We start from the raw sequence: 24,866 nt of genomic DNA on the forward strand, positions 1-24,866 counted from the left end.
GAAGAAAGCGACCATAGTGCTGTCGCACGACATCAGGTGTACTTACGCGTGAGAAGCGTGCAGGTCGCCAGTTCGTATCCCATCACATCAACGTACCCGATTTGTTGGCGGAGGTTGTCGTCTTTAAACAGTGACGTCCCCGTCAAGCGCGAGACGTCCGCTTTGCGCCTTCAGGCACGAGTTCTGTTCGCGGGAGGCCATCGCGGCGAGGTTGGTGTGATTATCTGAAGTTCTAGGCAGGCTGCTGGTGTTGCCTGACCACCCTTCGACGAGAGAAAGGTTCAGTGGCCAGCTTCTCCAGCGATACCCTACCACACCGCTTCGCCAGTGCATGCGGGAAGACATGGGGATGCGAGGTTGGGATCCCACACGCGGCAGAACTACATCCTCCACTTACACCAGCCGCTGCCGCTCCAAGAAGGAGTGCTCGCCACAGGGGAGAACTCCTGATTGAAGGAGGAGGCAGCATGATTGGCGCCAACGAACAGGAATGCCGGTAACGCCAACCCAAACGGGTATCTCAACTAAACCTGGATAGCATGCGAAGTTCAACGTCACCCAGGGCAAGAACTTCGACAATACCGGCTCGATCGGCCCGTGGCTGATCCCCTTCACGGATGCGGCCCAGCTTGAAGACATAGCGTTCACGACCCGCGTCAATGGCGAAGTGCGCCAGAGCGACAGCCGACTGAGTTCCGCATCGATCTCGCAGATCTCCAGCGAAAGGGCGAAGTGCGGCGTCTCGAAGAGAGGGCCGAGAACGTCGATGGCAGCGGCAAAGATCGCCTCGCCGGTGCGCTTCTTTTCTTCCTCCGTGCGGCCCTTGCCGATACGGAAGTTCAAATCAATAAAGGCGTTCTCGGGTAGCCTGTCGGCGATGGCGTAATGCTCGGCGCGAAAGGCGCGCGCCCGCACGACGCCGACCTCGAAAAGCCCTGCGTCAAGAATGGTTTCAACAACCGCTCGCAGAGCGCGCCAATATCGGCGCGGCCTTCCAGATTGGCCGAATATTCTATGGCGAGATGCGGCATCAAGTTCTCCCGAACCCTTTGTTAATTAACATGTTAATAATACCGCGAAAGATGTCAAGCGGCAGCGTTGAGCTTTCTTGCCATCTCCAGACTCTCGTCGGCGTAACGCGTCAGACGCTCGGCGGCGTCTGGAGTTTCCGGGCGCGCGGCCAACCATCCGATGTAGATGAGGCTTCGGAGCACCATGAAGAGTGGCAGGCTCGCCAGAGCTGCGTCAGAAAGTGCGCGTCGGCTGCGATAACCTGCAAGCAGCGCTTTCTCGATTGAGGGATAAGTGGGTTCATTGCGATTCTTGAGGAGGGTCGTCGCGAGATCGAAGAGGCGGAAGCCATGCCCCGCATCGTCGAAATCGATGAAGGCAATATTGGAATCAGTACCCGTCAGAAAGATGTTTTCCCGCACGAGATCGGCATGGATCAATCCGTAGTCCAGGCCGCCTGGAGATATCGTCGCAAGCGCATGACGTAGTTCATCGCGCAATGCCGAGAGTGCTTTGGCGCTGCTGGACGAAAGACCGCGGCAATCCCAGAAGCGCCCCCAGATCGGCTTTTCCCCGACCAGGCCTTCGACGCCCCAAGCCGGCCGGCGAAAGCATTCTGGCGGTTCCCAGGCATCGGCAAGCTCATGCATGACGGCCATGTTTCGACCGATACGGAAGAAAATTTCCGCCTGCATGTCGGCTGTATGCGATAGTGGCGTGCCACTTTGGCCAAGCGGAAGACCATCGATCCAGCTCACCACATCGGCATGCTGTTCGGGAAAATGCTCGTTATCCGACAGGAGAACGAGGCTCTGTCCGTTGCGTGTGGGAACCGGGTTCGGCACGTCGAGACCGCCGAGCTTGAGGGTGGCCATGAATTGCAGTTCCGAGCGCAGGCTCGTCTCGTCGTGATAACCCGGCCGGTGCAGTCGGAGTGCGGCAAACTGGCCATCTTCCAGCACAATGCGGAAAACGGCGTTCTCTCGATATTTCATCAGGAGAGGTTCATGGGCCTGCACAGGCCAATGGTCGAGGGCCTCCAGCGCACGTCTCTGCAGGGCATCGCGGATGGTCTCAGGCAACTGATCAGCCATATTGCCTCACAGGCCGGATAGGACGTCGTCGAAGATCGACAACATGTAGTCGGCATTGCTCCGGGTAAACGGCATAGGCGGGCGGATCTTCGTGGCGCATTGGTGAATGCCGATCTTACCCATCAGCACGCCGCGTTCGCGCATGGCGTTGATGATCCGGGTCGCCGCAGCGGCAGCCGGACCCTTCGTCTGCCTGTCGAGCACGAATTCCGTACCCATGAAGAGGCCGCTGCCGCGCACGTCGCCTATGATCGAGTGCTTATCGGCCAGCCGCTTGAACGCGTCGCGGGTATATTCGCCGACATTGCGGGCATTCTCGACCAGGCTTTCGTCCTTGATGACATCGAGCACGGCCATGGCCGCGGCACAGGAGACAGGATTGCCGCCAAAAGTGTTGAAGTAGCGGAATGCCTTCCGAAAGGCATTGATCGTATCGACATTTGCGACGATCCCGCCGACAGGATGACCATTCGCCATCGGTTTGCCGAGCGTGACGATATCGGGAACGATGCCAGCGTGCTGGTGGCCCCACATGTGCGTGCCAGTCCGACCGAAGCCAGGCTGCACTTCGTCGGTGATGACGAGGCCGCCGCCCTTGCGGACAGCAGTAACCGTTTTGTCGAGAAAGCCCGGCGGAAGATCCGGAAAGCCTTCGTTGGAAAAAAAGGGGTCGACGATGATGGCTGAGAAGCCATGCGGGCCATCCTCGAGCGAAGCGATCGCTTTTTCGACTTCTGCTGCGAAGGCCGTGGCGAAGGCATCTCCGCCTTGACCGCCTAGTGGACGATAGCTGTCCGGCGCCGGTACATGTCTGACATGGCCGCCGTAACCGCCGACCGGCGGCATGCGGGTCGATAGCTGCGACACCGCGGCCGTGTTGCCGTGATAGGTGTGGTTTGTGGCGATCACGCCGGTCTTGCCGGTCACAGCCTGCGCCATGCGCAGCGCCACGTCGTTCGCCTCGCTCCCCGTGCAGGTCAGGATTGCGGCATTCAGGCTTTTGTCGAAAGTCGCCGTCAGCCGCTCGACATAATCGAGAATGCCTTCATGGAGATAGCGCGTATGCGTATTCAGCGTCGCCGCCTGCCGAGCAATTGCCTCGACCACGCGTGGATGGCAATGGCCGACATGCGGCACATTGTTGTAGCAGTCGAGATACTTGCGGCCGTCGGCGTCCCAAACCCAGACGCCTTCTCCGCGCACGAGATGCACTGGATCGTCATAGAAGAGGGACATGTTCCGGCCCAAAAGCCGTTCACGGCGAGCGATGAGAGCTGTGTTGTCAGACATGATCAACCCCTCGCAGCAGTAAGGCCCGCGTCGAGAGCGGCCAGCATGGTCCGGACATTCTCCGCGGTCACGATCAGTGGCGGTGATATGATGACGTTAGTGCCCGAGGTGCGAACCAGAACGCCGGCCTCATAGGTGGCGTCCTGCACCTTTTGCACGACATTCTTTGCGGCCCCGCTCTTCGTGGCGCGGTCGCTGACGAGCTCGAGGGCGCACATCAGGCCCTTGCCGCGCACATCCCCGATCAACTCATGCTTGTCCTGCAGCTTCCTCAGGCCGGCGAGCAGCTCTTCGCCGCGGGATGCAGCATTATCGGTGACATTGAGCCGCTTGGTTTCCTTCAAGGTGGCAAGGGCTGCTGCGGCGCCAACGGGATGACCGGAATAGGTGTAGCCGTGGCCGATACTTCCGAGTGGACCCTTGTTGCTTTCGAAGACCTGCGCCACCTCGTCGGAGATCATCACCGCACCGAAAGGGAAATAGCCGTTGGTGATCGCTTTGGCCGTCGACATCATGTCCGGCTGCACGCCCCACAGGCGCGATCCGGTCCAGGCGCCGGTACGGCCGAAAGCGGTGATGACCTCGTCGGCGATCAGCAGGATGCCGTGGCGGTCGCAGATCTCGCGCATCAGCGGCAGGAAGGTCTCGTGCGGGACGATCACGCCGCCGGCACCGAGCACGGGTTCGACGATCAGGGCCGCGATGGTGTCGGCACCTTGGAAGGCGATTTCATCCTCGAAAAGCCTGCCGATTGCAGCCGCGATCTCCGCACCATCGGTGGTGTTGAAGGGATTGCGGTAGGTGAAGGGTGCCGGCATGTGGAAAACGCCTGGAAGCAGCGGCTCGTAGTTGCGACGGAAATTTTGGTTGCCGTTGACCGAGGCACCGCCGAAATGCGTGCCATGATAGCCCTTCTTCAACGCGACGAACTTGGTGCGCTCGGGCTGACCATTGACCTTGTGATACTGGCGCGCCAGCCGTAGGCAGGTCTCGACTGAATCCGAGCCGCCGGAGGTAAAGAAGGAGCGGCTGAGGCCATCCGGCTTGAACCATTCGGCAAGCTCATAGGAGAGTTCGATCAAAGGCGAGTTGGTCGTGCCGCGGAAGGTCGAATAATAGGGAAGCTCATCGAGCTGGTCGCGGATCGCCTTCTTCACCGGCTCGCAGGAGTAGCCGAGATTGACGTTCCAGAGGCCGCCGACGGCGTCGAGCACTTTCTTGCCCTGGATATCGACGATTTCGACGCCTTCGCCTGAATTGATGATGCGCGGGGGATTGGCCTGCATTTCAGCGGGATGGGCCATCGGATGCCACAGGTGACGGGCGTTGTTTTCTATGATGAAATTGGTCTCACGCATCTCAAATTCCTCTTGTTTCAGAGCCCCAGCATCCCAAGTGCGTGGGCATAGCTTTCGGCAGGGCGGGTCACGTCGAAATGCACGTGAGGCAAGCTCACGGCTTCGGCGCCCTCGATGTTCTTCTTCTGATCGTCTACGAAAACGCAGGCCTCGCGCGGGAGGTTGAGCTCGGCAAGGACGAGCTCGTAGGCGCGGGGATCGGGTTTCAGGATCTTCGTGTACGTGGCATCGACGATGACGTCGAAAAGCTCGATCAGCGGAAAGCGCTGACGGAATTCGACGCCGTAGAAAAGGTCGAGTTCGTTCGACAGGATTGCCAGCTTGAGGCCGGCCTCCTTGGTGCGCAGGATGGCGTCGCGGGCTTCTGGCCGCAGAACCAGCTCCGGCTCGGCGCCGCGCGCCCGGCGCACGAAGGTCTGCATGTCCGTCCAGTTTTCGCCAACCAGCTTGCCGACTTCCTTCGTGCGCTTCAGCCAATAGTCGCGTTCGGTGATCTCACGGTTCTGCATTTCGACCCAAAGCGGGTCCGTCGTCGTGTCGAACGGGCCGAGCCAGGTTAGCGATCCCTTGGGAAGGCCGAGCGTGCGCTCCGTGATGTCATGGGTTTCGAACAGGGTGCGGGTAACGACACCACCGAAGTCGAGGATAAGCGCGCGGTCTTGGCTCACGGCCGTCCCTCCGGGATGACGCCTTCGGCAACCCATCGATCGAAGATGGCAAGCGCAGCGGCCGAGAAGGCTGGCGCGTTGATATGCGCATCGACCTCCTGCAGCGTAACGCTGGGCGGAACGGCGCGGCGCATTTCGTCGAAGAAGGCGTCGAGGCCCTCTGGATCATGCAAGGGTTCATCCGGCTTGTCCCATTCCTGCAAGCCTTCAGTCGGCAGGAGGAAGGCGACCTTCGCTTCGGCGCGCCGCAGTTTTTCTCCGATCACGCGAGCAACTGCACGCCGCCCTTCCGGCGATGTCGTTACCGACCCGATCAGTCGGTTATGGGCGTGATACGGGCGATCCACAAAGATCTCTGGCAGGGCTTGCCATGCCTGAAGATCGACCATGTCGATCGCGCCAGGTGCGACGATCTGCGGAATGCCGGCGCGACCGGCGTTTTCGAGACGGTCGGGCCCAGAGGTGACGACACTGCTATAATGATGATTGCTGACTTCCTGGATGCAGAAGTCGAAGACAGCGGCAAAGTCCCCCTTCGCAGCGATAGCTTCATAGGCCCGGCCGCCCATGCCGGTGGAATGAAACACGGCGACGTCGTAGCCGCGCTTTTCCAGCTCGGGTCGCAGATATTTCATATATTTCAGGCAGGAGGAGCCAAGGGAGGTCATGCCGACGAGAGGACGTTCGCGATCGGGCTTGGTGCCATGCTTTGCAGCGCCGACCACCGCGCCGCAGGCCTGAGAGAGAACCGACTGGCAGATGCTGTTGAGACCATAGAGACCGCCGGCCCACAGGATCATCATCAGATCGGGCGCGATGCGTTCGGGCGGTATGAGGTGGGAGTAGGCAATGGTCGAAACCACAAATTTCGGCACGCCGAGCGGCAGGACGGCGGCAACATCGAGCGCGAGATCCGTGCCCATGGAGCCGCCGAGCACGATGATGCCGTCTACCTGTCCATCGTCGTAGAGGCGGAGGGTCAGGGCCGACGCACCCTTCGCCATAGCCGCCATGGCGCTGTTTTCGTCGCCGCTTTCGGTAATGGCTTCGATTGTCGTTGCGGCAGCCTTCGCAATGTCATGCTTGGAATAATCGGGGCTGTAAGGTGGATCGCCGAGAATGCTCACATCCATCATGACCGGCTGGCCGCCGGCTTGCCTGATGACGGACGCCATGAATTGCAGTTCGTCGTATTTGGTGTCACCGGTTCCGATGACGAATATCCGTGGTGAGGGAGCCTCCGGGCTCATCAATCCGTCCTCCTAAGTTTCGCAATGGTTCCCATGGGTCTTTCCGACCCGTAGTATTTTTCTGAGATCGCGTTGGCCGTGGCGACGGCCTGCGTGCCGAATTCCTGGATGGTAGCCTTCGTGGTGCGAGAGAGCGGGGCGGCGATTGCCACGCAGCCGATCGGCCGGCCGCTCGGCGTACACACCGGTGCGGCCGCGCTGATGACACCGGCCTCCAGGCCTTGGTCAATAACGGAAAAGCCCCGTGCTGCGGTTTCATCGAGCATTTTATGCAGCGATTGGGGATCGGTGACGGTGTGATCCGTAAACCTTTCCAGCGGCTTTTTAAGCGCTTCGTCGATTTCTATCCGTGGGCAGAAGGCCAGAAAGGCGAGGCCCGATGCCGTCGCATGAAAGGGAAGGACGCTGCCGACATCGACGATGATGCGGTGGGCGCGCGGCGAGTCTTCGACGTGAATAGTGGAAAGCTGCCCTCCCGAAAATTCGGACAGATGCACGGTCTCAGTCGACGATTCGGCAAGCGTCCTGATGAATGGGATGGCGACCCGCAGGAAGGGGAAGCGTGCTTCCCGGATACGAGCGAGGCGAACCGGTGTCGAGCCGATGCGGTAGCGGCGCGTCTCTGGATCCTGCTCGACGAAGCCGTGTTTTTCCAGCTCCACGAGAAAGCGTCGTGCCGTCGCCTTGTCCAGTGCGCAGAGGCGGGCGATATCGGTCAGACCTGCCTCCTTGTCCAGCCGTGACAGGGTATCCAGCAATGCCAGCGCCTTTCCGATCGTGCTCATTATTCCTCCTCTTGGGTTGGTCAGGGTCTGATTCTACGCGTCCAGCCGTGGCTTCCCGTCAAATCAGCCTGCTGACCCTGCGCCGCGGCACGATAGCGGCGACCCACGATACTTAACATGCGAAATAACTTGACAGAGGCCGGCAATGTTTGCAAGTCTATATTTGAAGCTGTGGTTCATATAATGAACCGTAAGCGCTGACGGCGGTAAGATCAACAAAACATAGGCACCGATCGTCAGTCCGGTTTTTGGTGGAGGTCGCACGCGTGCAATCGCGGCGATGATCGGATGTTCTTAAACAAGGGGAACGAACGCAGATGAACACGCAAAATTCGCAAGGCACGGCTGACAACCAGCTGCGCAAGAATAGCCTCGGCGTCAGTGCCGTGACCTTCCTCGTGGTGTCGGCCGCAGCACCGCTGACCGCGGTGGCCGGCGGCGTGCCGCTTTCGATGATGCTCGGCAACGGGCCAGGCATTCCGCTGACCTTTCTGCTGGTGACGGGTATTTTGCTGCTGTTTGCGGTCGGCTATGTCGCCATGGCGCGTCACATTCGCAATGCCGGTGCCTTCTATGCCTATACGGCCCAGGGCCTTGGCGGTTTGATGGGCGGTGCCGCGGCACTGATCGCGATTCTCGCCTATAATGCCATGCAGGTCGGGGTTCTCGGGCTTTTCGGTGCGGCGACCAAAGGCTTCTTTGCCGAGCAGCTCGGTCTCGATCTTCCCTGGTGGGTCTGGAGCTTCATCGGCATCGCCTTCGTTGCCGTCTTTGGCTATCGACGTGTGGATCTGTCGGCGAAAGTACTGACGGTACTCGTTATTCTCGAATATCTCGTCGTGCTCGTCATCGATGCTGCGATCTTCACCAAGGGTGGCGATGCTGGTTTGACGGCCGCACCGTTCACGCCGGCAGCCTTCTGGAGCGGGACGCCGGCGATTGGCCTCCTGTTCTGCTTCGCTGCATTCATCGGCTTCGAAGCGACGACCATTTACAGCGAAGAGGCTCGCGAGCCGGAAAAGACCGTGCCGCGCGCAACCTATATTTCCGTTGTCATCATTGGCCTCTTTTATATGCTGACCTCCTGGCTGATGGTCATCGGCGCCGGCGTCGATAAGCTCGTTCCGGCATTGCAGGGTCTCGCCGATCCCACGACCTTCCTCTTCGGCCTTGCAGAGAGCTATGTCGGCCACTGGATCACCGTTGTCATGAGCGTGCTCTTCATCACCAGTCTGTTTGCCGGCATCCTCGCCTTTCACAATGGCGTCGCCCGCTACATGTATGTTGCCGGCCGTGAAGGTTTGCTGCCGAAATCGGTCGGCGTCACGCATCCGGTCTTCCAAAGCCCGCATGTCGGCTCGATCATCCAGACCGTTATTGCCGTGCTCGTCGTCGCACTCTTTGTGGTGACGGGTCAGGATCCGGTGCTGGCGCTCTTCTCCTGGCTCACCAATGTCGCGACGCTGGCGATCATCCTGCTGATGGCGTTTACAGCCTTCTCGATCGTGGTGTTCTTCAGCCGCAATCCGGGGCTTGAGCGCAATGTGCTTGCGATCAAGGTGCTGCCCATCTTGACGGGTCTGATCCTTTTGGCGCTCGTCTATTACATCTCGGCGAATTTCGGCGCGATTGCCGGCGCCAATGGCGTGCTGGCCGTGTTGTTGCCGGCGCTCGTGCTGATCGCAGGGATCATTGGTTTCATCGCGGCTGCTCGCCTGAAGTCGTCCGATGCAGCAGGCTATGCCCGTCTCGGCGCCGGCCAGGAAGCCTGAGTTCCAATAGCGGTGGCGGGAGGACCCCGCCACCCTCTTTGTGAGAGAATGAGATGCAGGACAAGATCGACCAGCTCCGGACATTATCCGTTTCGCCACAGGCATTGTTCATAGCAGGTGCCTGGCGGCAGCCGATCAGCGGCGCTGCGATGGACGTCATTTCGCCGATCGATGGAACAAAGCTGACCACGATTGCCGATGCCGGAACGGAGGATGTCGATCTCGCGATCAAGGCCGCGCGGCAGGCGTTCGAAAAGGGCAGCTGGTCGAAGGCGGCACCGGCCGAACGCAAGAAAGTGCTGCTGAAGATTGCCGAACTGATTGAGAAGAACGCGCTCGAGCTCGCCGTCCTCAGCGTGCGCGACAACGGCACTGAAATCTCGATGGCGCTGAAGGCCGAGCCCGGCAGCGCCGCAGGCACGTTCCGTTACTATGCCGAAGCAATCGACAAGGTCTATGGCGAGATTGCGCCGACGGCGGAGAATATTCTCGGCCTCGTCCACCGCGAAGCCATCGGCGTCGTTGCCGCTATCGTACCGTGGAATTTTCCGATGATGATCGGCGCCTGGAAGATCGCGCCTGCACTTGCCACAGGGAATTCCGTGGTGCTGAAGCCCGCCGAGGGCGCATCGCTGACGCTGCTCAGGCTCGCTGAAATTTGCGCCGAAGCGGGACTGCCTGAAGGCGTGTTCAATGTCGTCACTGGCCGCGGTGGGGTCTGCGGCGAGGCGCTGGGGCTACACATGGAGGTCGATGTACTCGCCTTCACCGGTTCCGGCCCTGTCGGGCGGCGGCTCTTGGAATATTCGGCGCGCTCGAACCTGAAGCGCGTCTATCTGGAGCTTGGCGGCAAGTCGCCGAACATCGTCTTCGCCGATGCACCCGATCTCGATCAGGCGGCCAAGGTCTCGGCCTACGGCATATTCCGCAATTCCGGCCAGGTCTGTGTCGCGGGCTCCCGGCTGCTTGTGGAAAACTCGATTCATGAAGCCTTCTCCGAGAAGGTGGCTCGCATCGCCGAAAGCATGAAAGTCGGCGATCCCCTGCAGCTGGCGACGCAAGCGGGGGCTATTTCCAGCGAGATTCAGCTGAAGAAGGATCTTGGCTACGTCTCGCAGGCGCTGTCGGAGGGCGCGTCTTTACGCACCGGCGGCTCGCGCATTCTCGAGGAGACGGGCGGTTATTACATGCGGCCGACCGTATTCGACGTGACGCCGTCGATGACCCTGGCGCGGGAAGAGGTCTTCGGGCCGATCCTGTCGATCATTCCCTTTGAAGGTGAAGCAGAGGCTCTGCGGATCGCCAATGCTACGGAATATGGCCTTGCCTCGGCCGTCTGGACATCGAACCTGTCCCGGGCTCATCGAATGGTCCGGGGCATCCGCGCCGGCGTAGTGCATGTCAACACCTACGGCGGCGCCGATAACAGCGTACCACTTGGTGGCGTCAAGCAATCCGGCAATGGCCACGACAAATCGCTGCATGCGCTCGACAAGTATGTCGATCTGAAGACGGCCTGGATTCAGCTCTGACGGATTGCTTACTCATGCAAACAGGGTGCCGCGTTATCTAGCGGCACCCTGTTTTCGTTTCTCGTTATTACCAGCCATCCATGCGGCCTTAGCCGCCGAAGCTCCCCGTTTGAGTCGGCACATGCACATAGTTGCGGTCGAAATAGAGCAGCGCATGCCCATCCTTGCGGCTGCGGATATCCATCACTTCACCGATAAAGATATGGTGCGTGCCGACGAGGCGCGCTTCCGTCAGCCGGCAATCGAAGGAGACGATGGCAACGGAAAGCGCCTGGCTGCCGGAGCGGAAGTTGATCCATTCCGCGGCGGCATAGCGCTCCTCCATGTCGGCGCGTTGGCCGGCGAAATAGCCGGCCAGTTCCTTATGCTCCTGCGTCAGGACATTGACGCAGAAGCGGCGATTATCGAGGAAGAGGCTGGTTTGCGCCGAGCGGCTGTTCATGCAGACCAGCAGCGTCGGCGGTTCGTCGGTGACGCTGCACATGGCGGTTGCCGTAAAGCCGCCGCGGCCGGCGGGGCCATTGGTGGTGATGACATTCACCGGTGCGCAAACCCTGGCCATGGCGTTGCGAAATTCTGTTTTCGAGAGTTGCTCCTCCATGGCGACATCCTCACTCGGCGGCGTTGCGGATGGGGGAGGTGTCACCCAAAGGCGGCAGCCACGTATCTCCGGTCCAGCCATTCTCGTCGTAATCGCTCATGCACTGATCGACGAGCGCTTCCATCTCCTTCAGCCGCCCGCCGCGTTCGGCACCCTTCAGCACCTGCAGGCGGACTTCCTCCGGGGCGCCGGCATAGTTGAGCTCGTAAAGGGCATGGCGTCCGCCGAACTCGGTGCCGGTGGCGTCCCACAGCAGCTTCATGATCTTGATGCGTTCGATATGGCCCATGTCGTTGGAACCGCGTACATATTACCGCTCCGTGCGGTTATGACCCCGCGTCTAAGAAGCGGCGTATCACAGCCTATCTTGAGCCTGGCGTTTCGGTATCAAGGCTTGGGCTCAACCATCGCGTCAACGCTTTCAGAATTAGATAAATAAACGCACGGGGGCTCCAATTCCTTCCACAGACCTGCTTGCTCGACAGTTCCATAAATTAGACTATGCCGGATTGGATGCTTAAGCCATTGATAATATGGGATGCGACACGAAAGGAGCGGTTCGATTCCCTCACATCAACAGACTGGATTTTGTCGAACCTAAATCGATCTTTGACAAGTGGCATTTCAGCCAGGCGGGGGGACGGCCACTTTGCTCCTTACCTCCGCAACCTAATGTTCAGTCGACAAATTCAACCACTACGCCCGGCTTAACCATCCCTGCGAGCTCTTCCACATCCCAGTTGGTCAGGCGGACGCAACCGTGAGAGTCGACCTTGCCGATAAGTTCCGGATCCGGCGTTCCGTGAATCCCATAAGTTGGTTCCGTCAAATCAATCCAGACGGTGCCGACGGGATTATTCGGCCCGCTCGGCAGCTTTAATATCTTCTTATTGTGACCCTGCTGAAAGTTGATCGTCGGGTTGTAGATGTATGTCGGCAATCGCGCAACACCTTTGACCTTGTGCTTGCCGGAGGGAGAAGGTGTCTCCTCGCTGCCGATCGTAGCAGGGTAGACTGCCAATAACGACCCATCTTCTGCAAATGCGAATACCTGTCCCGATTGCCTACGGACCTCGATTCGTTTCACTACACCGCTCTTTGCCGCGCCGGTTGCTGCGACCGAGATCGTTTCACCGGGAGTGAAGGAGGCGGTCGGATTGAGCGCCTTGAGGAGGGCAATACTCATATGGAAACGTTCGGCTAGTTTCTCGGCGATGCTGGTATAACCGAGATGATCCATCTTTGCCTGCAAGGCATAGTCCTTGGGAATCTTCGGTACCAGGTCCTTCCCGTCGTCTGCGGTTATGGAATAACTCTGAACGACCGGGCCTTGCTCTTCGAGCCGCCCGAGCACGGCCGTATCGGGCTTATTGCCAGCTGGAAGTCCCTGCAATGCGTTAAATCCCGCAATTGCCTTGTTGAGGTTGTCCCCGCCAAAACCGTCGATCGCGCCCGGTGAAGCGCCAGTTCGATCTAGCAGAATTTGAAGTTTTACGATTGCCGCATCAGGATTGGTCGGTTTGGGGCTTGGTGCTTCGATGTGCGCGGACGAAATGGAAGCGGCATTCACATCTTGTGCGGTTATGGTGGCGGCGACAGCCGGATACCATGATGTCAAAATAATCCAGATCGCAAGGTAACAGCGCGCGGTGGCCATAGGCAGAAAATCGCGATAGGCGCCAATTGGTTCCATCCGAATGGGCGGAATACTTATCTCGGGGCGAGGGCTGGGCGCTCACACATGTTGAGAAATGTGGTCCAAACGGGAATCTTCTGGGAGGTGCTCAAATGCCGTCGTCTGTGTGGTGACGTGCTTGGCAATTGCGGTGCGTGTTGTGCGATCGCGAAACTGGCGGCGGCTTTATCCATTGAGAAGCAGCCGTCATACGTCCGCAGAATAGGGCCGGAGTTGTTGCTCCGGCCATCATGGTTCAGCTTGGGTTCGCTTAGGAAAAATAATGACGATATTGATGGCTAGCGCCTCTCATTCGCGAGTGCGAATGATCGTTTTCCCTGTCCGCCGTCTGGTGGGATTGAATGCAGCGACCGCATTATCCAAGGTCGAGATGTAGCCGATGTTCGTCCGAAGGCGTTCGTCACGTACCCGCTGAACAACCTCATTAAGTTGAGCGCGATCGGATTCCACGACGAAGTCAATTGCCCGGCCATCGACGGGTCGCGCTTCAACCGGGCCAACTACGGAAACGAGCGTACCTCCGGGTCGTACCAGACCTGCGGAGCGCTTCTGGATCTCGCCGCCGATCATGTCAAGCACGAGATCGACGCTCCCGATTTCCTCGAGCGTATCATTTGTCAGATCGACGAACTCGTTCGCGCCAAACTCCAGCGACTTCTGCCGGTCGGCGGCACGTCCGGTGGCAATGACGTAGGCTCCGAACTCGCGCGCAAGCTGCGTCGCGATCGAACCCACCGCACCGGCGGCGCCATGAACAATGACGCTCTCGCCTGCTTGGAGGCGGCCATGTTGCAACAGTCCTTGCCAGGCGGTCAGGCCGGAGATCGGCAGGCTGGCAGCCACTGTGAACTCCACGTCGCCGGGAAGTGGTACGAGGTTGCGAGCCTCTACGGCGACATATTCCGCCAGGGTGCCGTCGCGGTACCAGTCCGTCAGGCCGAACACGCGCTGTCCCAAAGAAAGGCCGGTCGTACCATAACCGAGAGCGGTAACCACACCGGCGAACTCATGGCCCGGGATCGATGGCGTTCGTTTTTGGCCGATGCGATCGGTCCAGGTGGAGGGCCAGCTCAGTTCGGTCGGCACGAAGCCCGACGCGTGAACCTCGACGATGACGTCGTTTATCGCCGCCTGCGGCTGCGGGTGCTCCGCCAATGACATGCCGGCCGCGCCGGCGGCTTCGTCGGTTGCTATGATGGCTTTCATCGATTTGTCTCCTTCGATGCTTTGATGATTTGAGGTGATACAGCGCGGAAGACCACTTCGATCTTCCTTGGGTGCCGTGGGTAGATGTCTTTGGGTCCGGTGTCGGCTCGTGAGAGGAAGGATTGCAGATGACGGGCTAGTCAGCGTGGGAGCGGCGGACGCTTCATCGCCAAAAGCTCTGTCACATCCTGCAGCTCATCTTTGGACAAGACTGGAAGCGTTAGCCATTTCCCGTCTGAGTAGGTCTTCGCGTCATCGTAGGCTCTGACCAATCGCGGGCGCCAGAAATAACGCCGCTCCTCGAACTTCTCGCGTTCGGCTCCGCCCATCACGACGATGGCAGAGAACCGCTGATATTCCGGCACCAAAGTAGTAAGCGCCCTAGTCTTCTTGAAGCGCAAGGACCAACCGCGCTTCTTTCCGCCGTAAAGCCAGTCGGGTGCGAATACTCCGGGATAGGATGCATCGATCCAGGTCCGCAGTTCGCTCCATTGACCGTATGCCTCTGAGCCCAGCCATTCGCGGATGGCGCGGTCATCGGGCGGTGTCGAATTGCCGGTGATCCTGTCACCGATCTTGGGAAGCGTAGACGTAGATAAGATCATCTGAAGCCTCATGTTGATTGGCCGGCGGCGTCGGATGGTTGATGAACAAACGTTGGAAGCTTTCGGTCCCTCAGTGTGCGCTTGGCGATGCGTGCCCGGGCAAGGCGAGGTCGGCATGGTTCCAGCCGACGCTCGCGACCATTGCGGGTTGATCCTGGATTTCGGTCAGGCGCTTCACGGCGGTGACGTCGAGAGCTGCAAGCGTCTTGTCTCTCGTCTCTGCCGCCTGCTCCCAGTTAAGGAAGGCCGTTCCTTGAAGCGGGAAAAACTGCTGGCTCTTCAGCCCGATCGAGCTAAGCGCAATCGACAGGTAGGGGGTCAGAAAATCCGGTTGGTTGGCGCGCTCGCCGGTGAAGAAGCCGCCGGAAGCCACGCCGATAAGGACCGGACGGTCCCGAAGCATTCCGACCTTCCCGGCCAACGTCGATTTCATTGTGCGGCCTACACGCAAGATCTGGTCGACCCAGGCCTTCAGGACCGAGGGAATGGTCAGATTGTGCATCGGCGTTCCTATGACGACCACATCCGCCGCTTCGACTTCCCGCACAAGCTGTTCGGAAAGATCGAGCGGCCCGGCCGGTGGGGCCGCCAAAGTGGCCGGTGACGCCAGTGCAGCGGCATAAAGGGCCACGGTCTGAGGTAGGGGATCAGTGCCGAGGTCACGCCGGATGATGTCCGCGCCAGGTGCAACCTCAAGAAGCCTTTTAACGATCGCCGCCGAAAGCTGACGGCTATGGGATTGTTGGCGCGGACTGTTGTCGATGTGGAGAATGTTCATGGGATTGATCCTACAGATTCATGAGACTAGGAGAGATGGCACTCAGATCGCGCCGGCCGGGGCAACGGCAGGAAAGTCCTTGTCCGGATCGAAGACGTTGTTGAACAGGTTCGTCAGGGTGTACATTGCGACCAGAGCAACGATCTCGATGATGTTCGCTTCGGTGAATTCGGCATCGCGAACAGCCTTCAGATCCGCGTCACTGACTTTCCCGCGGGTCTCGATAACCTTTCGCGCGAATTGCACCGCCGCATCCCGCTTCGGGTCGGTCGCATGGCCCTTGCGAGCGAGAATGATCTCTTCGGCTGGCAGCTTGGCCATATGTTCGGCAGTGAAGCTGTGAACCGCCAGGCAGTAATTGCAGCCATTCACTTCGGAGACGGCAAGGCCGATGCTGTCTCGAGTCCTCACGTCAAGCGCCTTGCTGAGCGACCCGAGTAGGGCAGCCCATGCGTTGAAGGCGATCGGGCTTTGAGCAAAGGCCGCCATCATGTTTGGGGTGAACCCGATGTTTCTTTTGAAAGCATCGAGGGTCTCTTTGGATGCAGCCGGCACCTGTTCCGGCGTCAGAACGGTCGTTCTGGTCATGGTCGTCTCCATAAATGTTGATTGAGTTGCGGGTTATGCGAAGGACAGGACGTCGGCTACGGGCAGGCGTGGCTTCTGCGGCCAGTTGCCGGACCGCTCGGGTCCGACGGTCAAGAGCATGACCGGGATTTCATCTTCGCCGAGGCCAAATTCGCGATGCACCGCTTCCGCGTCGAAGCCGATCATCGGCGTGGAACCGAGGCCGAGCGAGCGCGCCGCGTAAATGATCGCAGCCGTACCGAAGGTCGCGGAGCGCACCGCTTCGTCCCGCTGCCGTTGGGGTTGGTTGTCATAGAGGCCGCGGGCGGGCGCTTCCCATTCCGGCACCAGGTGGGCCGGCATGATGCCGGCTTCCACGACCGGCGCCAGACGGGCAGGCACGGCGCTGGCATCGGCCAATTGGCCGACGATAACGAAGGTAACCGCGGCATCGAGGATCGCGGGCTGCTTCCAGGCGATCGGATGGAGCCGAGCCTTGGCGTCAGGTGTGCGGACCGCGATAAACCGCCAGTTCTGAAGGTGAAACGAGGTCGGCGCCGACGTGCCGATGCGCACCAGATCTCGGATCTGATCGTCGCTCAGTGTGGCGGTGGAGTCGTAATATTTAGCGGCGCTGCGGCTGAGGATGGCTTCGATGACCGCATTCGTCGGTAGCGCTTCGGAGGCTATGTTGTTGATGTAGTTCATTGGGTGGCTCCCTCATCAAGTGATTACGGAGCCGATTTTACGACCGCATGTGATATTATCGAGATTGAATTGCCTCAATATGATGCTTAAAAGGATCAAACCTCAGGCCAGCGCTAACTCGCACTTTTCCCGCCGGTCTGCGCGAGCCTGCGCCATTCCCCTGGCGTCATTCCCATTTTCTCGGCGAATACGCGCCGGAATGCCGAAACAGATTGATAGCCGACCGTTTCGGCGATTGTCTCGGTACTGATCGCTGGCTTCTTGAGCTCGTTGGCAGCCAAACTCATGCGCAAATCGGTCAACAGGTCGAGGGCGGAGCAACCGAGCCTGTCCCGGAAGTGTCGCATGAACGTTGCGCGAGACATGCCACACAGCTCTGCCAGATCAGGTAGTTTCCAGGGCTTGGCGGGATCAGCGAGTATGGCGCTGATTGCCGGCGCCAAGCGCGGGTGGCCGGTCAGTGCCAGCAGACCCTCAGGAGCTGTTGCTGATTGGCTGGCTGCACGCAACACCAACGTAAAAAGAGCCGAAGACAGTGCATTGAGAACGGCGCGTCCTCCCGGTCGATCGCCGGCCGCTTCCATTCGCATCAACCCCACCAGATTAGAGAGTTGGCCAGTTGCGGACGCGACACCCTCTTCTCCGGGGGCATCCATGGTCCGTGCCACCAGATCGAGGGGCAGGTAGTTGCGGACCAATCGATCGTGAGGAGGCGAAATGAAAAATCGGCCACACAACAGATCTAGTTGTTCGCCGTCGCTGTCGTTCTCGCTCAGCATCCACCCGGCAGTACTCTGCCGCTGCTGCGTAGGAGCGGGCGTCTGCCCGCTGCCATCGTGCAGCACATGCGCCGCACCGTGCGGTAACAGCACGATATCGCCGCTCGTCAACTCCCGCCGGGTTCTTGCCTCCGGATCCTCAAAGATCGCTCGGCCCCTGACGACGACGTGGTAGGGAATTTCGTTCGGCGCAGCCCGGTTCCACATAATGCGCCAGGGAGCGCCATAGGCGCAGCGCACCTCGAGCTGGCCGGTGACCGTGATGATTTGAAGCAGTTGGCTCAACCAATCGAGTTCAGACATAGGATCTCGTCAACGTGAAAGGTGCCGGCATCCTATTCTATCTGCACCAAGGCTCAATGCACCGCCTGCAAGGCAACATGGCGGGCAAAGTGTAAGCCGAGCTCAAGCTCATGCGCCAAAATGAAATCAAATACTTCGGCATCTGGAACCAAGTAGGGCGTTGTGGTTCAGATCCCTTCAAGAGCTTGAGACATTGGACCGGAGCGCGATGCCTATCGAAGGAGCTATCCTAGCAGTTCTTCATCATCTGCGGCTTTGCGTTATTTGCAACAGCAACGAGTCCGGCCCAACGATCGCATCGAACTCGACGCGCTGGATGCAATCGCTGTACTCGTTGACCGCGGGATTGGTGTTTCGCTCGTCCCGGATCGGGTGCTGCCTTGGCCGGGAGGCTTGTCGATCGTAAGACACCGCCTCCCTGATCCGGCTCCCGAACGGGTGCTTGGACTGCTCTGGCCGCAGGCCTCGGCACACGCGCGGCTCATTCAGGCTGTTGAGCGTGAAGCCATCCTGACGCTCGGTGGTGCGGAAGCGACGAACTCTGCAGGTCCTTAGCGCAAAAAACATGGCGATAGAGCGACCAAACCTTGCCGCAGGTACTCTCAGCTCCTAGTTCCGACCTGCTCCTTGTTTGGCAAAGATGCCGATCGTCGCCGCGATGATCCCTGATGCCGCCGCAATGGCCATCGCCCAGCGCGGGCTTTCATGATCGGCCACCCAGCCGACGATGGGCGCTCCGATCGGCGTGCCACCGAGTGCGATGCCGACGCGCAGCGCCATCACCCGCCCGCGCATCGTAGCCTCAGTCGAAAGCTGCATCAGGCTGTTGGTGGCGTTGGTGAAGGAGAGCGCGGCGACGCCGATGACGACAAGCGCCGCCGCGAAGAGCCAGTAGCAGGGCGCAAGCGCCGCCAACGCGCAGCCGAGGCCAAATACCGTGGCGCTTACGATCAGATTGCGGAATTCGATGCGGTCGCGGCCGGCATTCAGGAATGCCCCCGTAATCGTCCCGACCGCCATAACAGACGACAACAGCCCGTAGCCGGTGGCATCGGCATGGAAGATGCGCACGCCCATTGTCGAGACGAAGATCGGAAAATTCAGGCCGAAGGTGCCGATGAAGAACAGCATGAACAGGATCGTCACGAGATCGGGGCGGCCCCGGACATAGCGCAGGCCCTCGACAAAGCGGCCCTTGCCACGTCGCGCCCGTCTGTTCGGCCGCAGCTCCGACCGCCGCAGCAGCGTCAGAGAAATCAGGACGGCGAGGAAGGATACGCCATTGACGAGAAAGCCCCATCCGGTCCCGATAGTGGCGATCGCGACACCCGACACGGCCGGACCGATCATCCGCGCGAGATTGAACGACATGGAGTTCAGCGCCACCGCATTCGGCAGATCGTCGTCGCCGACCAGCTCCGCGACGAAGGTTTGGCGGACCGGCGCGTCGAGCGCGGCCACGCTGCCAAACAGGAAGGCGAACACATAGACGTGCCAGAGCTGCGCGAGGCCCGTGACGGTGAGAATACCGAGCGCCAGCGCGAGCGCGCCCATCGTCGCCTGCGTCGCCATCAGGAGCTTACGCTGGTTCAGACTGTCGGCGGCAAGACCCGACCAGGGAAGCAGCAGAAACTGCGGTGCAAACTGCAGAGCCATGACGATACCGACAGCCGAGCCGTTATGTCGCGTCAGTTCGGCGAAGACGAGCCAGTCCTGTGCGGTTCGCTGGACCCAGGTGCCGATATTCGACACGAGCGCCCCCGCCGCCCAGAGCTGGAAATTGTAGTGTCGGAGCGACCGGAAGGTCCGCAGCATCATTGCCGTTCCGGCGCGTTCCCGCCATGGAACCGGCCGAAGTGACGCGCGCAAAACAGGGCGATGGCGAAGGCCCCAAGGCCTGCAGATAAGACATCCGTGGCGCCATCCCAATTCACGCTGCCGAAACGGATGAGAAGCAGATAGGCCAGTACCAGATTGGCGAAGCCCCATAGGACATTGACGGTCGACGATGACAGGCCTTCACCGGGTGGCCTGGCGAAGGGCGATTGAAAGGGCCGGCCGAGAACGCCGCTGACGAGGTGCGGAATTGCATTCATCAGAAATGCACCGCCGGCAAGCAGCGAGAGAGTGTGGAGGAAGGTCATCCTTAAGCGTTCCGCTTTGCGAGTTCGGTCATGATCTCTTCCGTCGTGGCGGTTTCGCCGAGCCGGGGAAAGACGTTCTTGATGCTGTAGGCATGGGCCTCGGGCCGGGTATCGGTCATGGCGTCGATCGCGAGCGCGACATTGTACCCGGCCTCGAAGGCCTGCCGCGCGGTCGCCTCGACGCCGGTTCCGGTTGCGACGCCGATGACCACCACCTGAGTTACGCCGAGGGATTTGAGACGGGCATCGAGGTCGGTCGTCGCGAAGGCGCCCCAGCTGTATTTCGTCACGACGATATCGCCGGGCTGCTGGTCGAGATCAGGAATGAAGTCCGTAAAGCCGTCCGGCAGCGGTCCGATGTGGCGTCTGGGCTGCTCCGCGCGCCCGGGCGCGGTGCCGGCAACCTTAACGAAGACGACGGGCAGATCGTGCTGCCGGAACGCGCGGATGAGCGCGACGGCGCGTTCGATGACGGGAGCGATCGGCTCGATGAAGGCCGCGCTCATGATCCCTTTCTGGAGGTCGACCACAATTAGGGCGGTCTGTTGATCCAATGCGGTCAGGGCCATGGGATATCCTAAGGTGTGAGGAAGGAAAGGACGGTCTAATCCTGCTCGACTAGTCGCTGCAGCAGGCCGATGGCGGCCAGCACTTGGCTTTGCTCTCCCGGCGAAAGCCTGGCTTCGATGGTGCGGCTGAGCCAGTCCTGGCGGGCGGCGCGGCCTTCCTGGATCAGGCGGCGGCATCGCTCCGTCAGCGAGAGAATGGTTTGCCGGCCGTCAGAAGGGTCGGGCCTTCCCGAGACGAGGCCCATCGCATCCAGCGCCGATAGGAGCGTGCCCATCGATTGCGGGCGCATGCCTTCGGCGCGCGCCAGCGCCGAGGTGGTCATCGGGCCTTCTTTTTCCAGTCGGACGAGCGCCGACGCCTGACTTGGCGTCAGGTCGCCGGCGTGGCCCTGCTCGCGCAGCTTGCGCTTCAGCTTGCTTGCGAAGCCTCTGAGCTCTTCGGCAACTGTGGAGGCGAGGGGTGATTTGTCGGCGTTCTCGATCATGGCAGCATCTCTACTATATATGAAGGTAAACTGTAAAGATTAACTTCATACATCATCGCGCCACGAAATACGCCCCTTATTTCCTGACGATGTTCTCAATCGTCCGCTATGCCCGCGGCCAGAGCATCCTATGCCAGGGGTGGGGATCGGCGGCCAATTCCGCCGTCTGCTATATCCTCGGCATCACCTCCATCGATCCTGAGGTCAACAATCTGCTCTTCGAACGCTTCGTTTCCCAGGAGCGCGACGAGCCACCCGACATCGATGTCGATTTCGAGCACGAGCGGTGCGAGGAGGTGATCCAATGGATCTACAGGACCTACGGCATGACAAGGCCGCCCTGTGAGCGACCGTCACGCGCCAAGGGCGCAATTCGAGATGTTGGCAAGGCGCTCGGCTGGTCGGAGCACGTGATCGAGACGCTATCGGCGGGCATGTGGTCGTGGCCGAAGGAACTAGTGACCGAGTGTAGCTTACGCGAGCTCAATCTCAATCCAGAGGATCGCAGGCTTGCCTTGACCTTGAAGCTGGCCCAGCAGCTGATGGGCGCTCCACGCCATCTCGGCCAGCATCCCGGCGGTTTCGTGCTCACACATGATCGTCTCGGCGATCTCGTGCCGATCGGGCCCGCCACCATGGCTGACCGGCAAGTGATCATGATGAGATCTTCAGGGTGCCGGCCGGCCGCGGCGACGAGTTCGCGCATCGGTCCCTGTCCGAAATGGTGTGGCATTCGCGCATGTTTCCCCACAAAGTAGAAAAACCGGCTTGGCAAAGTCGAATTAGTCCGATACAAACTCTCCATCGCTGCACATTAAACAGAGGAGGCGTTGCATGACACCAGCATCCATCGAAACGCTTCCGTCCGGAATGAACCGAAATTAGATCATTCCCATTTGTGGCCCGCAGTGGGCACGCATGAAGCGGTTTTTGTTTCCTTCACAGTTCGATTGATTTGCCGAGGTCGGCTCGTTTCCGTTCCGGCAATGTCCGTTAACTCTCGATTTTTGGGGCCGACCGCCGAAGTGTGCGGTCGGACTGGTTAAGATGACTCGCAAGAAGCTCGACTTCCGCGCCGATGCTTATCGCAATGTGCTCGGCTTTGTTTTTCGTCAGTGGACCCATCGTCCCGCTTTGGTGGGCACCATCATCCTGCTGGTAATTGTCAGTACGCTAGCCGAAGTTCTGGTGCCGGTGTTTTCAGGCCAGATCGTCGATGCGATTGCCAGCGGCAGTGCGGCGGCCGATGCCATCCGCGCCTTCGTTGTCGTTGTCACCCTTGGCTTGACCAGCGTTACGCTGCGCTGGTTTATCTTCGACGGGATCATCCGTCTGACGCTGCGCATCATGGCCGATGTGGTCAATAACGGCTTCCACAAGGTGCAGCGCTTCTCGACCGATTGGCACGCCAATAGTTTCGCCGGTTCGACGGTGCGCAAGATCACTCGTGGCATGTGGGCGCTCGACTCGCTCAATGACCTGTTGCTGATAGCCTTACTACCCTCGATCGTCATGCTCGTGGGCGCCAGCGTCGTGCTCGGTAGTTATTGGCCGGTCATGGGGCTGATCGTGGCTGCGGGATCGCTGATCTATATCGGCGTGACCATCTTGCTTTCGACCGGATACGTGTCGCCAGCGGCGAAGCTTGCTAACGCATGGGATACCACGCTGGGCGGCGCACTGGCGGATGCCATCAGCTGCAACTCGGTCGTGAAGGCTTTTGGCGCCGAAAACCGCGAAGAGGAACGCTTGCGCCAGGTGCTGCTCAAATGGGACAGTCGAACGCGGCGGACATGGAAGCGCGGGACACTGAACGGCACGATCCAGGGTTTCATGATGGTCTCCATGCAGGCCGGCATTCTTGGCACTGGCCTTGTCATGTGGCGGCAGGGACTGGCGACGCCGGGGGACATCACATTCGTGCTAGCGATGTTTTTCCTCCTGCAGGGTTACCTGCGCTCGGTCGGACAGGACATTCGAAACCTGCAGCGCGCCGTCAACGATATGGAAGAACTTGTCCTGCTCGACAAAACGCCGCTGGGCATTGAGGATAAGCCAAACGCGAAGGCGATCAAGATCGATAGGGGCGAAGTCCTGTTCGATCGCGTCACCTTCCAGTACGGGGCGCATCCTGCACCGCTCTATGAGGATTTCTCGGTGACGATCAAACCGGGCGAGCGTGTCGGATTGGTCGGCCATTCCGGCTCGGGCAAGACGACCTTTGTCAAGCTCATCCAGCGCCTCCATGACGTTAAGGCAGGGTCGATCCGCATTGACGGCCAGGATATCGCCCATGTCACTCAGTCCAGCCTGCGCAGCCAGATTGCCATCGTGCAACAGGAGCCGATCCTGTTTCATCGCACGCTTGCCGAAAATATCGCCTACGGCCGACCGAACGCGTCACGGCGCGAGATCGAGAATGCAGCGAAGCAGGCCAGTGCCCATAGGTTTATCATGGACCTGCCAAAGGGCTATGAGACATTGGTGGGCGAGCGCGGCGTCAAATTGTCGGGCGGCGAGCGTCAACGTGTCGCCATCGCCAGGGCATTTCTGGCTGATGCGCCGGTGCTGATCCTGGACGAGGCGACCTCGAGCCTCGACAGCGAGAGCGAGGTGCAGATCCAGCAGGCAATGGAACGCCTTATGGAAGGTCGCACGACGCTGGTGATCGCGCACCGACTTTCGACGGTACGAGCTTTGGATCGACTTTTGGTCTTCGACAAGGGAAAGATCGTGGAAGAGGGTGACCATCAGGCGCTCATTCGCCTCAATAACGGCATTTACCGCCGGCTGTTCGAGCGTCAGGCGCTGGAGTTGACCAAGGGCCTCGTGGCCTGAGGCAAACTCTTGAAGTGACAATCCTCTCTTACAATATGATCCTGGGAGAGGTCCTTGGCATGGAAAGGAGGAAGAAGATGCCACTCAACGATATTCCGTGGACCCGTCCGGTGACGATCAGGCTCCAATGCGGGCTGGAGCGCACCTTTACAGGCGTCTATGACGCTCTGGACTTTCTGGAAAATGAATGGCCGCTGCGGCATGGCGAGCGCCACGAACGTGCGGTGAAGATCTGCCGCGGCGCGCTCAATCGGGTTGTGCCTGCTGTCATAGCAAGAGAGGCGTTCCTGACCGCCTGTCTCGAAGCGGGAATGCCTGTGGTCCTGGCGCCGTCGAAGATAGCGCCGAAAACGCAGCCTATGCGACCGGCCGGCGCGCTATCCTTATAGTCTGCTGGCTTTTGGAGCTCGCCGCCTCTGAAGGCGAGCTCTCGAAAGCTGCATTACAAACAACAGCAGATTAGTCTTCGCTCATTGAAACGCGTCGATGCAGGTACGCTGCGTTGGAGCAATGCAATCACGCGACTTTTGCCGCGAGCATTTCATTGATCCAGTCTTCGTTCAGTGCTTCCAATTGCTGCAGCGGAAAGGCGTTGATGAAGATGCGAATTGTCTCATCGAAATTGGCGCCGGATTGGGACCAGGCCGGCCCGCAATCAATCTGCTTGCCGGCAAGATCCTCGACCTGGACAGGCCGCAGGTTTCATCGGTCTCGTCGTCGACCGCAAGCTCAAACGTACCGAAGTGCCGATGTTCATCATTCCAGTAAACGGCAATCTGAAGATTACGGATGCCAGGCCGATTGCCGATCTCCATCAACAGCGAGCC

At 59.8% G+C, this 24,866-nt stretch carries 23 protein-coding genes and 4 pseudogenes; 7 read left to right on the plus strand and 20 right to left on the minus strand.

Annotation, left to right across the window (positions count from 1 at the left end):
• Nucleotides 1–538: 538 nt before the first annotated feature.
• A pseudogene (locus I8E17_RS30295) lies at nucleotides 539–682 on the plus strand (fumarylacetoacetate hydrolase family protein); the annotation flags it as partial.
• A gap of 5 nt (nucleotides 683–687) precedes the next feature.
• On the opposite strand, the pseudogene I8E17_RS30300 reads toward I8E17_RS30295, so the two are convergent.
• The 7 genes and pseudogenes from I8E17_RS30300 to I8E17_RS30330 form a co-directional block, all read right to left on the minus strand.
• A pseudogene (locus tag I8E17_RS30300) lies at nucleotides 688–1,031 on the minus strand (5-carboxymethyl-2-hydroxymuconate Delta-isomerase); the annotation flags it as partial.
• Between the two features lie 54 nt (nucleotides 1,032–1,085).
• Entirely contained in the window at nucleotides 1,086–2,105 is a 1,020-nt protein-coding gene (locus tag I8E17_RS30305) for a homoserine kinase (protein WP_113367539.1), read from the minus strand.
• Nucleotides 2,106–2,111: 6 nt separating this feature from the next.
• Nucleotides 2,112–3,395, minus strand: a complete 1,284-nt coding sequence (locus I8E17_RS30310) for an aspartate aminotransferase family protein (RefSeq protein WP_113367540.1) — start codon at nucleotides 3,393–3,395, stop codon at nucleotides 2,112–2,114.
• Nucleotides 3,396–3,397: 2 nt separating this feature from the next.
• Entirely contained in the window at nucleotides 3,398–4,753 is a 1,356-nt protein-coding gene (locus I8E17_RS30315; RefSeq protein ID WP_069615737.1) for an aspartate aminotransferase family protein, read from the minus strand.
• A 17-nt stretch (nucleotides 4,754–4,770) separates the two neighbouring features.
• Nucleotides 4,771–5,421, minus strand: coding sequence for an HAD-IA family hydrolase (locus tag I8E17_RS30320; protein WP_069615738.1), 651 nt, complete (start codon nucleotides 5,419–5,421; stop codon nucleotides 4,771–4,773).
• A complete protein-coding gene (locus tag I8E17_RS30325; RefSeq protein WP_113367541.1) occupies nucleotides 5,418–6,671 on the minus strand; it encodes a Tm-1-like ATP-binding domain-containing protein in 1,254 nt (417 codons plus the stop codon). The genes I8E17_RS30320 and I8E17_RS30325 overlap by 4 nt, the downstream gene beginning before the upstream one ends.
• Complete coding sequence (locus I8E17_RS30330; RefSeq protein WP_069615848.1) at nucleotides 6,671–7,456, minus strand: IclR family transcriptional regulator; 786 nt, start codon at nucleotides 7,454–7,456, stop codon at nucleotides 6,671–6,673. The genes I8E17_RS30325 and I8E17_RS30330 overlap by 1 nt, the downstream gene beginning before the upstream one ends.
• Before the next feature lie 317 nt (nucleotides 7,457–7,773).
• On the opposite strand from I8E17_RS30330, the gene I8E17_RS30335 reads away from it, so the two are divergent.
• Nucleotides 7,774–9,228: an APC family permease gene (locus I8E17_RS30335; RefSeq protein WP_113367542.1), complete on the plus strand. Its 1,455-nt coding sequence runs from the start codon at nucleotides 7,774–7,776 to the stop codon at nucleotides 9,226–9,228.
• A 53-nt stretch (nucleotides 9,229–9,281) separates the two neighbouring features.
• Nucleotides 9,282–10,760, plus strand: coding sequence for an aldehyde dehydrogenase (locus I8E17_RS30340; protein ID WP_113367543.1), 1,479 nt, complete (start codon nucleotides 9,282–9,284; stop codon nucleotides 10,758–10,760).
• An 88-nt stretch (nucleotides 10,761–10,848) separates the two neighbouring features.
• Here I8E17_RS30340 and I8E17_RS30345 read toward each other — a convergent pair whose 3' ends face one another.
• The 9 genes and pseudogenes from I8E17_RS30345 to I8E17_RS30385 all read right to left on the minus strand — a co-directional run bounded on the left by I8E17_RS30345 (nucleotide 10,849) and on the right by I8E17_RS30385 (nucleotide 18,003).
• Complete coding sequence (locus tag I8E17_RS30345; protein WP_219511705.1) at nucleotides 10,849–11,361, minus strand: flavin reductase; 513 nt, start codon at nucleotides 11,359–11,361, stop codon at nucleotides 10,849–10,851.
• Nucleotides 11,362–11,371: 10 nt separating this feature from the next.
• Nucleotides 11,372–11,671: pseudogene (locus tag I8E17_RS30350) on the minus strand (4-hydroxyphenylacetate 3-hydroxylase C-terminal domain-containing protein); the annotation flags it as partial.
• Between the two features lie 366 nt (nucleotides 11,672–12,037).
• Nucleotides 12,038–13,018, minus strand: a complete 981-nt coding sequence (locus I8E17_RS30355) for a L,D-transpeptidase (protein WP_069614913.1) — start codon at nucleotides 13,016–13,018, stop codon at nucleotides 12,038–12,040.
• 327 nt (nucleotides 13,019–13,345) lie between these two features.
• Nucleotides 13,346–14,263 carry an NADP-dependent oxidoreductase gene (locus tag I8E17_RS30360; RefSeq protein WP_069614908.1) on the minus strand — a complete coding sequence of 306 codons (918 nt, stop codon included), beginning with the start codon at nucleotides 14,261–14,263 and terminating at the stop codon, nucleotides 13,346–13,348.
• A 140-nt stretch (nucleotides 14,264–14,403) separates the two neighbouring features.
• The gene (locus tag I8E17_RS30365) at nucleotides 14,404–14,868 is read right to left on the minus strand and encodes a DUF3788 domain-containing protein (protein WP_113367601.1); all 465 of its coding nucleotides are present in this window, start codon (nucleotides 14,866–14,868) and stop codon (nucleotides 14,404–14,406) included.
• A gap of 70 nt (nucleotides 14,869–14,938) precedes the next feature.
• Nucleotides 14,939–15,646, minus strand: a complete 708-nt coding sequence (locus I8E17_RS30370) for an NAD(P)H-dependent oxidoreductase (RefSeq protein WP_069614906.1) — start codon at nucleotides 15,644–15,646, stop codon at nucleotides 14,939–14,941.
• 42 nt (nucleotides 15,647–15,688) lie between these two features.
• Nucleotides 15,689–16,234: a carboxymuconolactone decarboxylase family protein gene (locus I8E17_RS30375; RefSeq protein WP_069614905.1), complete on the minus strand. Its 546-nt coding sequence runs from the start codon at nucleotides 16,232–16,234 to the stop codon at nucleotides 15,689–15,691.
• 33 nt (nucleotides 16,235–16,267) lie between these two features.
• Nucleotides 16,268–16,921 carry a nitroreductase family protein gene (locus I8E17_RS30380; RefSeq protein WP_069614904.1) on the minus strand — a complete coding sequence of 218 codons (654 nt, stop codon included), beginning with the start codon at nucleotides 16,919–16,921 and terminating at the stop codon, nucleotides 16,268–16,270.
• A gap of 113 nt (nucleotides 16,922–17,034) precedes the next feature.
• Complete coding sequence (locus I8E17_RS30385) at nucleotides 17,035–18,003, minus strand: AraC family transcriptional regulator (protein WP_113367600.1); 969 nt, start codon at nucleotides 18,001–18,003, stop codon at nucleotides 17,035–17,037.
• Nucleotides 18,004–18,267: 264 nt separating this feature from the next.
• Between I8E17_RS30385 and I8E17_RS30390 the strand changes: the two genes are divergently transcribed.
• Nucleotides 18,268–18,558 (plus strand): LysR substrate-binding domain-containing protein, encoded by a 291-nt coding sequence (locus I8E17_RS30390; RefSeq protein ID WP_210184539.1) that lies wholly within the window; start codon nucleotides 18,268–18,270, stop codon nucleotides 18,556–18,558.
• A 54-nt stretch (nucleotides 18,559–18,612) separates the two neighbouring features.
• On the opposite strand, the gene I8E17_RS30395 is transcribed toward I8E17_RS30390, so the two are convergent.
• From I8E17_RS30395 to I8E17_RS30410, 4 genes are read right to left on the minus strand one after another with little or no spacing between them, the layout of a single operon-like run.
• Entirely contained in the window at nucleotides 18,613–19,818 is a 1,206-nt protein-coding gene (locus I8E17_RS30395; protein ID WP_113367603.1) for an MFS transporter, read from the minus strand.
• Nucleotides 19,818–20,147, minus strand: a complete 330-nt coding sequence (locus I8E17_RS30400; RefSeq protein ID WP_113367599.1) for a hypothetical protein — start codon at nucleotides 20,145–20,147, stop codon at nucleotides 19,818–19,820. Before I8E17_RS30400 ends, I8E17_RS30395 begins: the two co-directional genes overlap by 1 nt.
• A 2-nt stretch (nucleotides 20,148–20,149) precedes the next feature.
• On the minus strand, nucleotides 20,150–20,716 hold the full coding sequence (locus I8E17_RS30405; protein WP_069614900.1) for an isochorismatase family cysteine hydrolase: 567 nt from the start codon (nucleotides 20,714–20,716) through the stop codon (nucleotides 20,150–20,152).
• Between the two features lie 35 nt (nucleotides 20,717–20,751).
• Nucleotides 20,752–21,201: a MarR family transcriptional regulator gene (locus I8E17_RS30410; RefSeq protein WP_113367598.1), complete on the minus strand. Its 450-nt coding sequence runs from the start codon at nucleotides 21,199–21,201 to the stop codon at nucleotides 20,752–20,754.
• A gap of 65 nt (nucleotides 21,202–21,266) precedes the next feature.
• Here I8E17_RS30410 and dnaE2 point away from each other — a divergent pair.
• The 3 genes and pseudogenes from dnaE2 to I8E17_RS30425 all read left to right on the plus strand — a co-directional run.
• A pseudogene (gene dnaE2 / locus I8E17_RS30415) lies at nucleotides 21,267–21,857 on the plus strand (error-prone DNA polymerase); the annotation flags it as partial.
• Nucleotides 21,858–22,248: 391 nt separating this feature from the next.
• The gene (locus I8E17_RS30420) at nucleotides 22,249–24,039 is read left to right on the plus strand and encodes an ABC transporter ATP-binding protein (RefSeq protein WP_069614897.1); all 1,791 of its coding nucleotides are present in this window, start codon (nucleotides 22,249–22,251) and stop codon (nucleotides 24,037–24,039) included.
• 77 nt (nucleotides 24,040–24,116) lie between these two features.
• A complete protein-coding gene (locus I8E17_RS30425) occupies nucleotides 24,117–24,428 on the plus strand; it encodes a DUF982 domain-containing protein (protein WP_113367602.1) in 312 nt (103 codons plus the stop codon).
• Nucleotides 24,429–24,866: the final 438 nt, after the last annotated feature.

This window comes from Rhizobium sp. AB2/73, from assembly GCF_020871915.1.
In the GTDB taxonomy this organism is placed as follows: domain Bacteria; phylum Pseudomonadota; class Alphaproteobacteria; order Rhizobiales; family Rhizobiaceae; genus Rhizobium; species Rhizobium dioscoreae.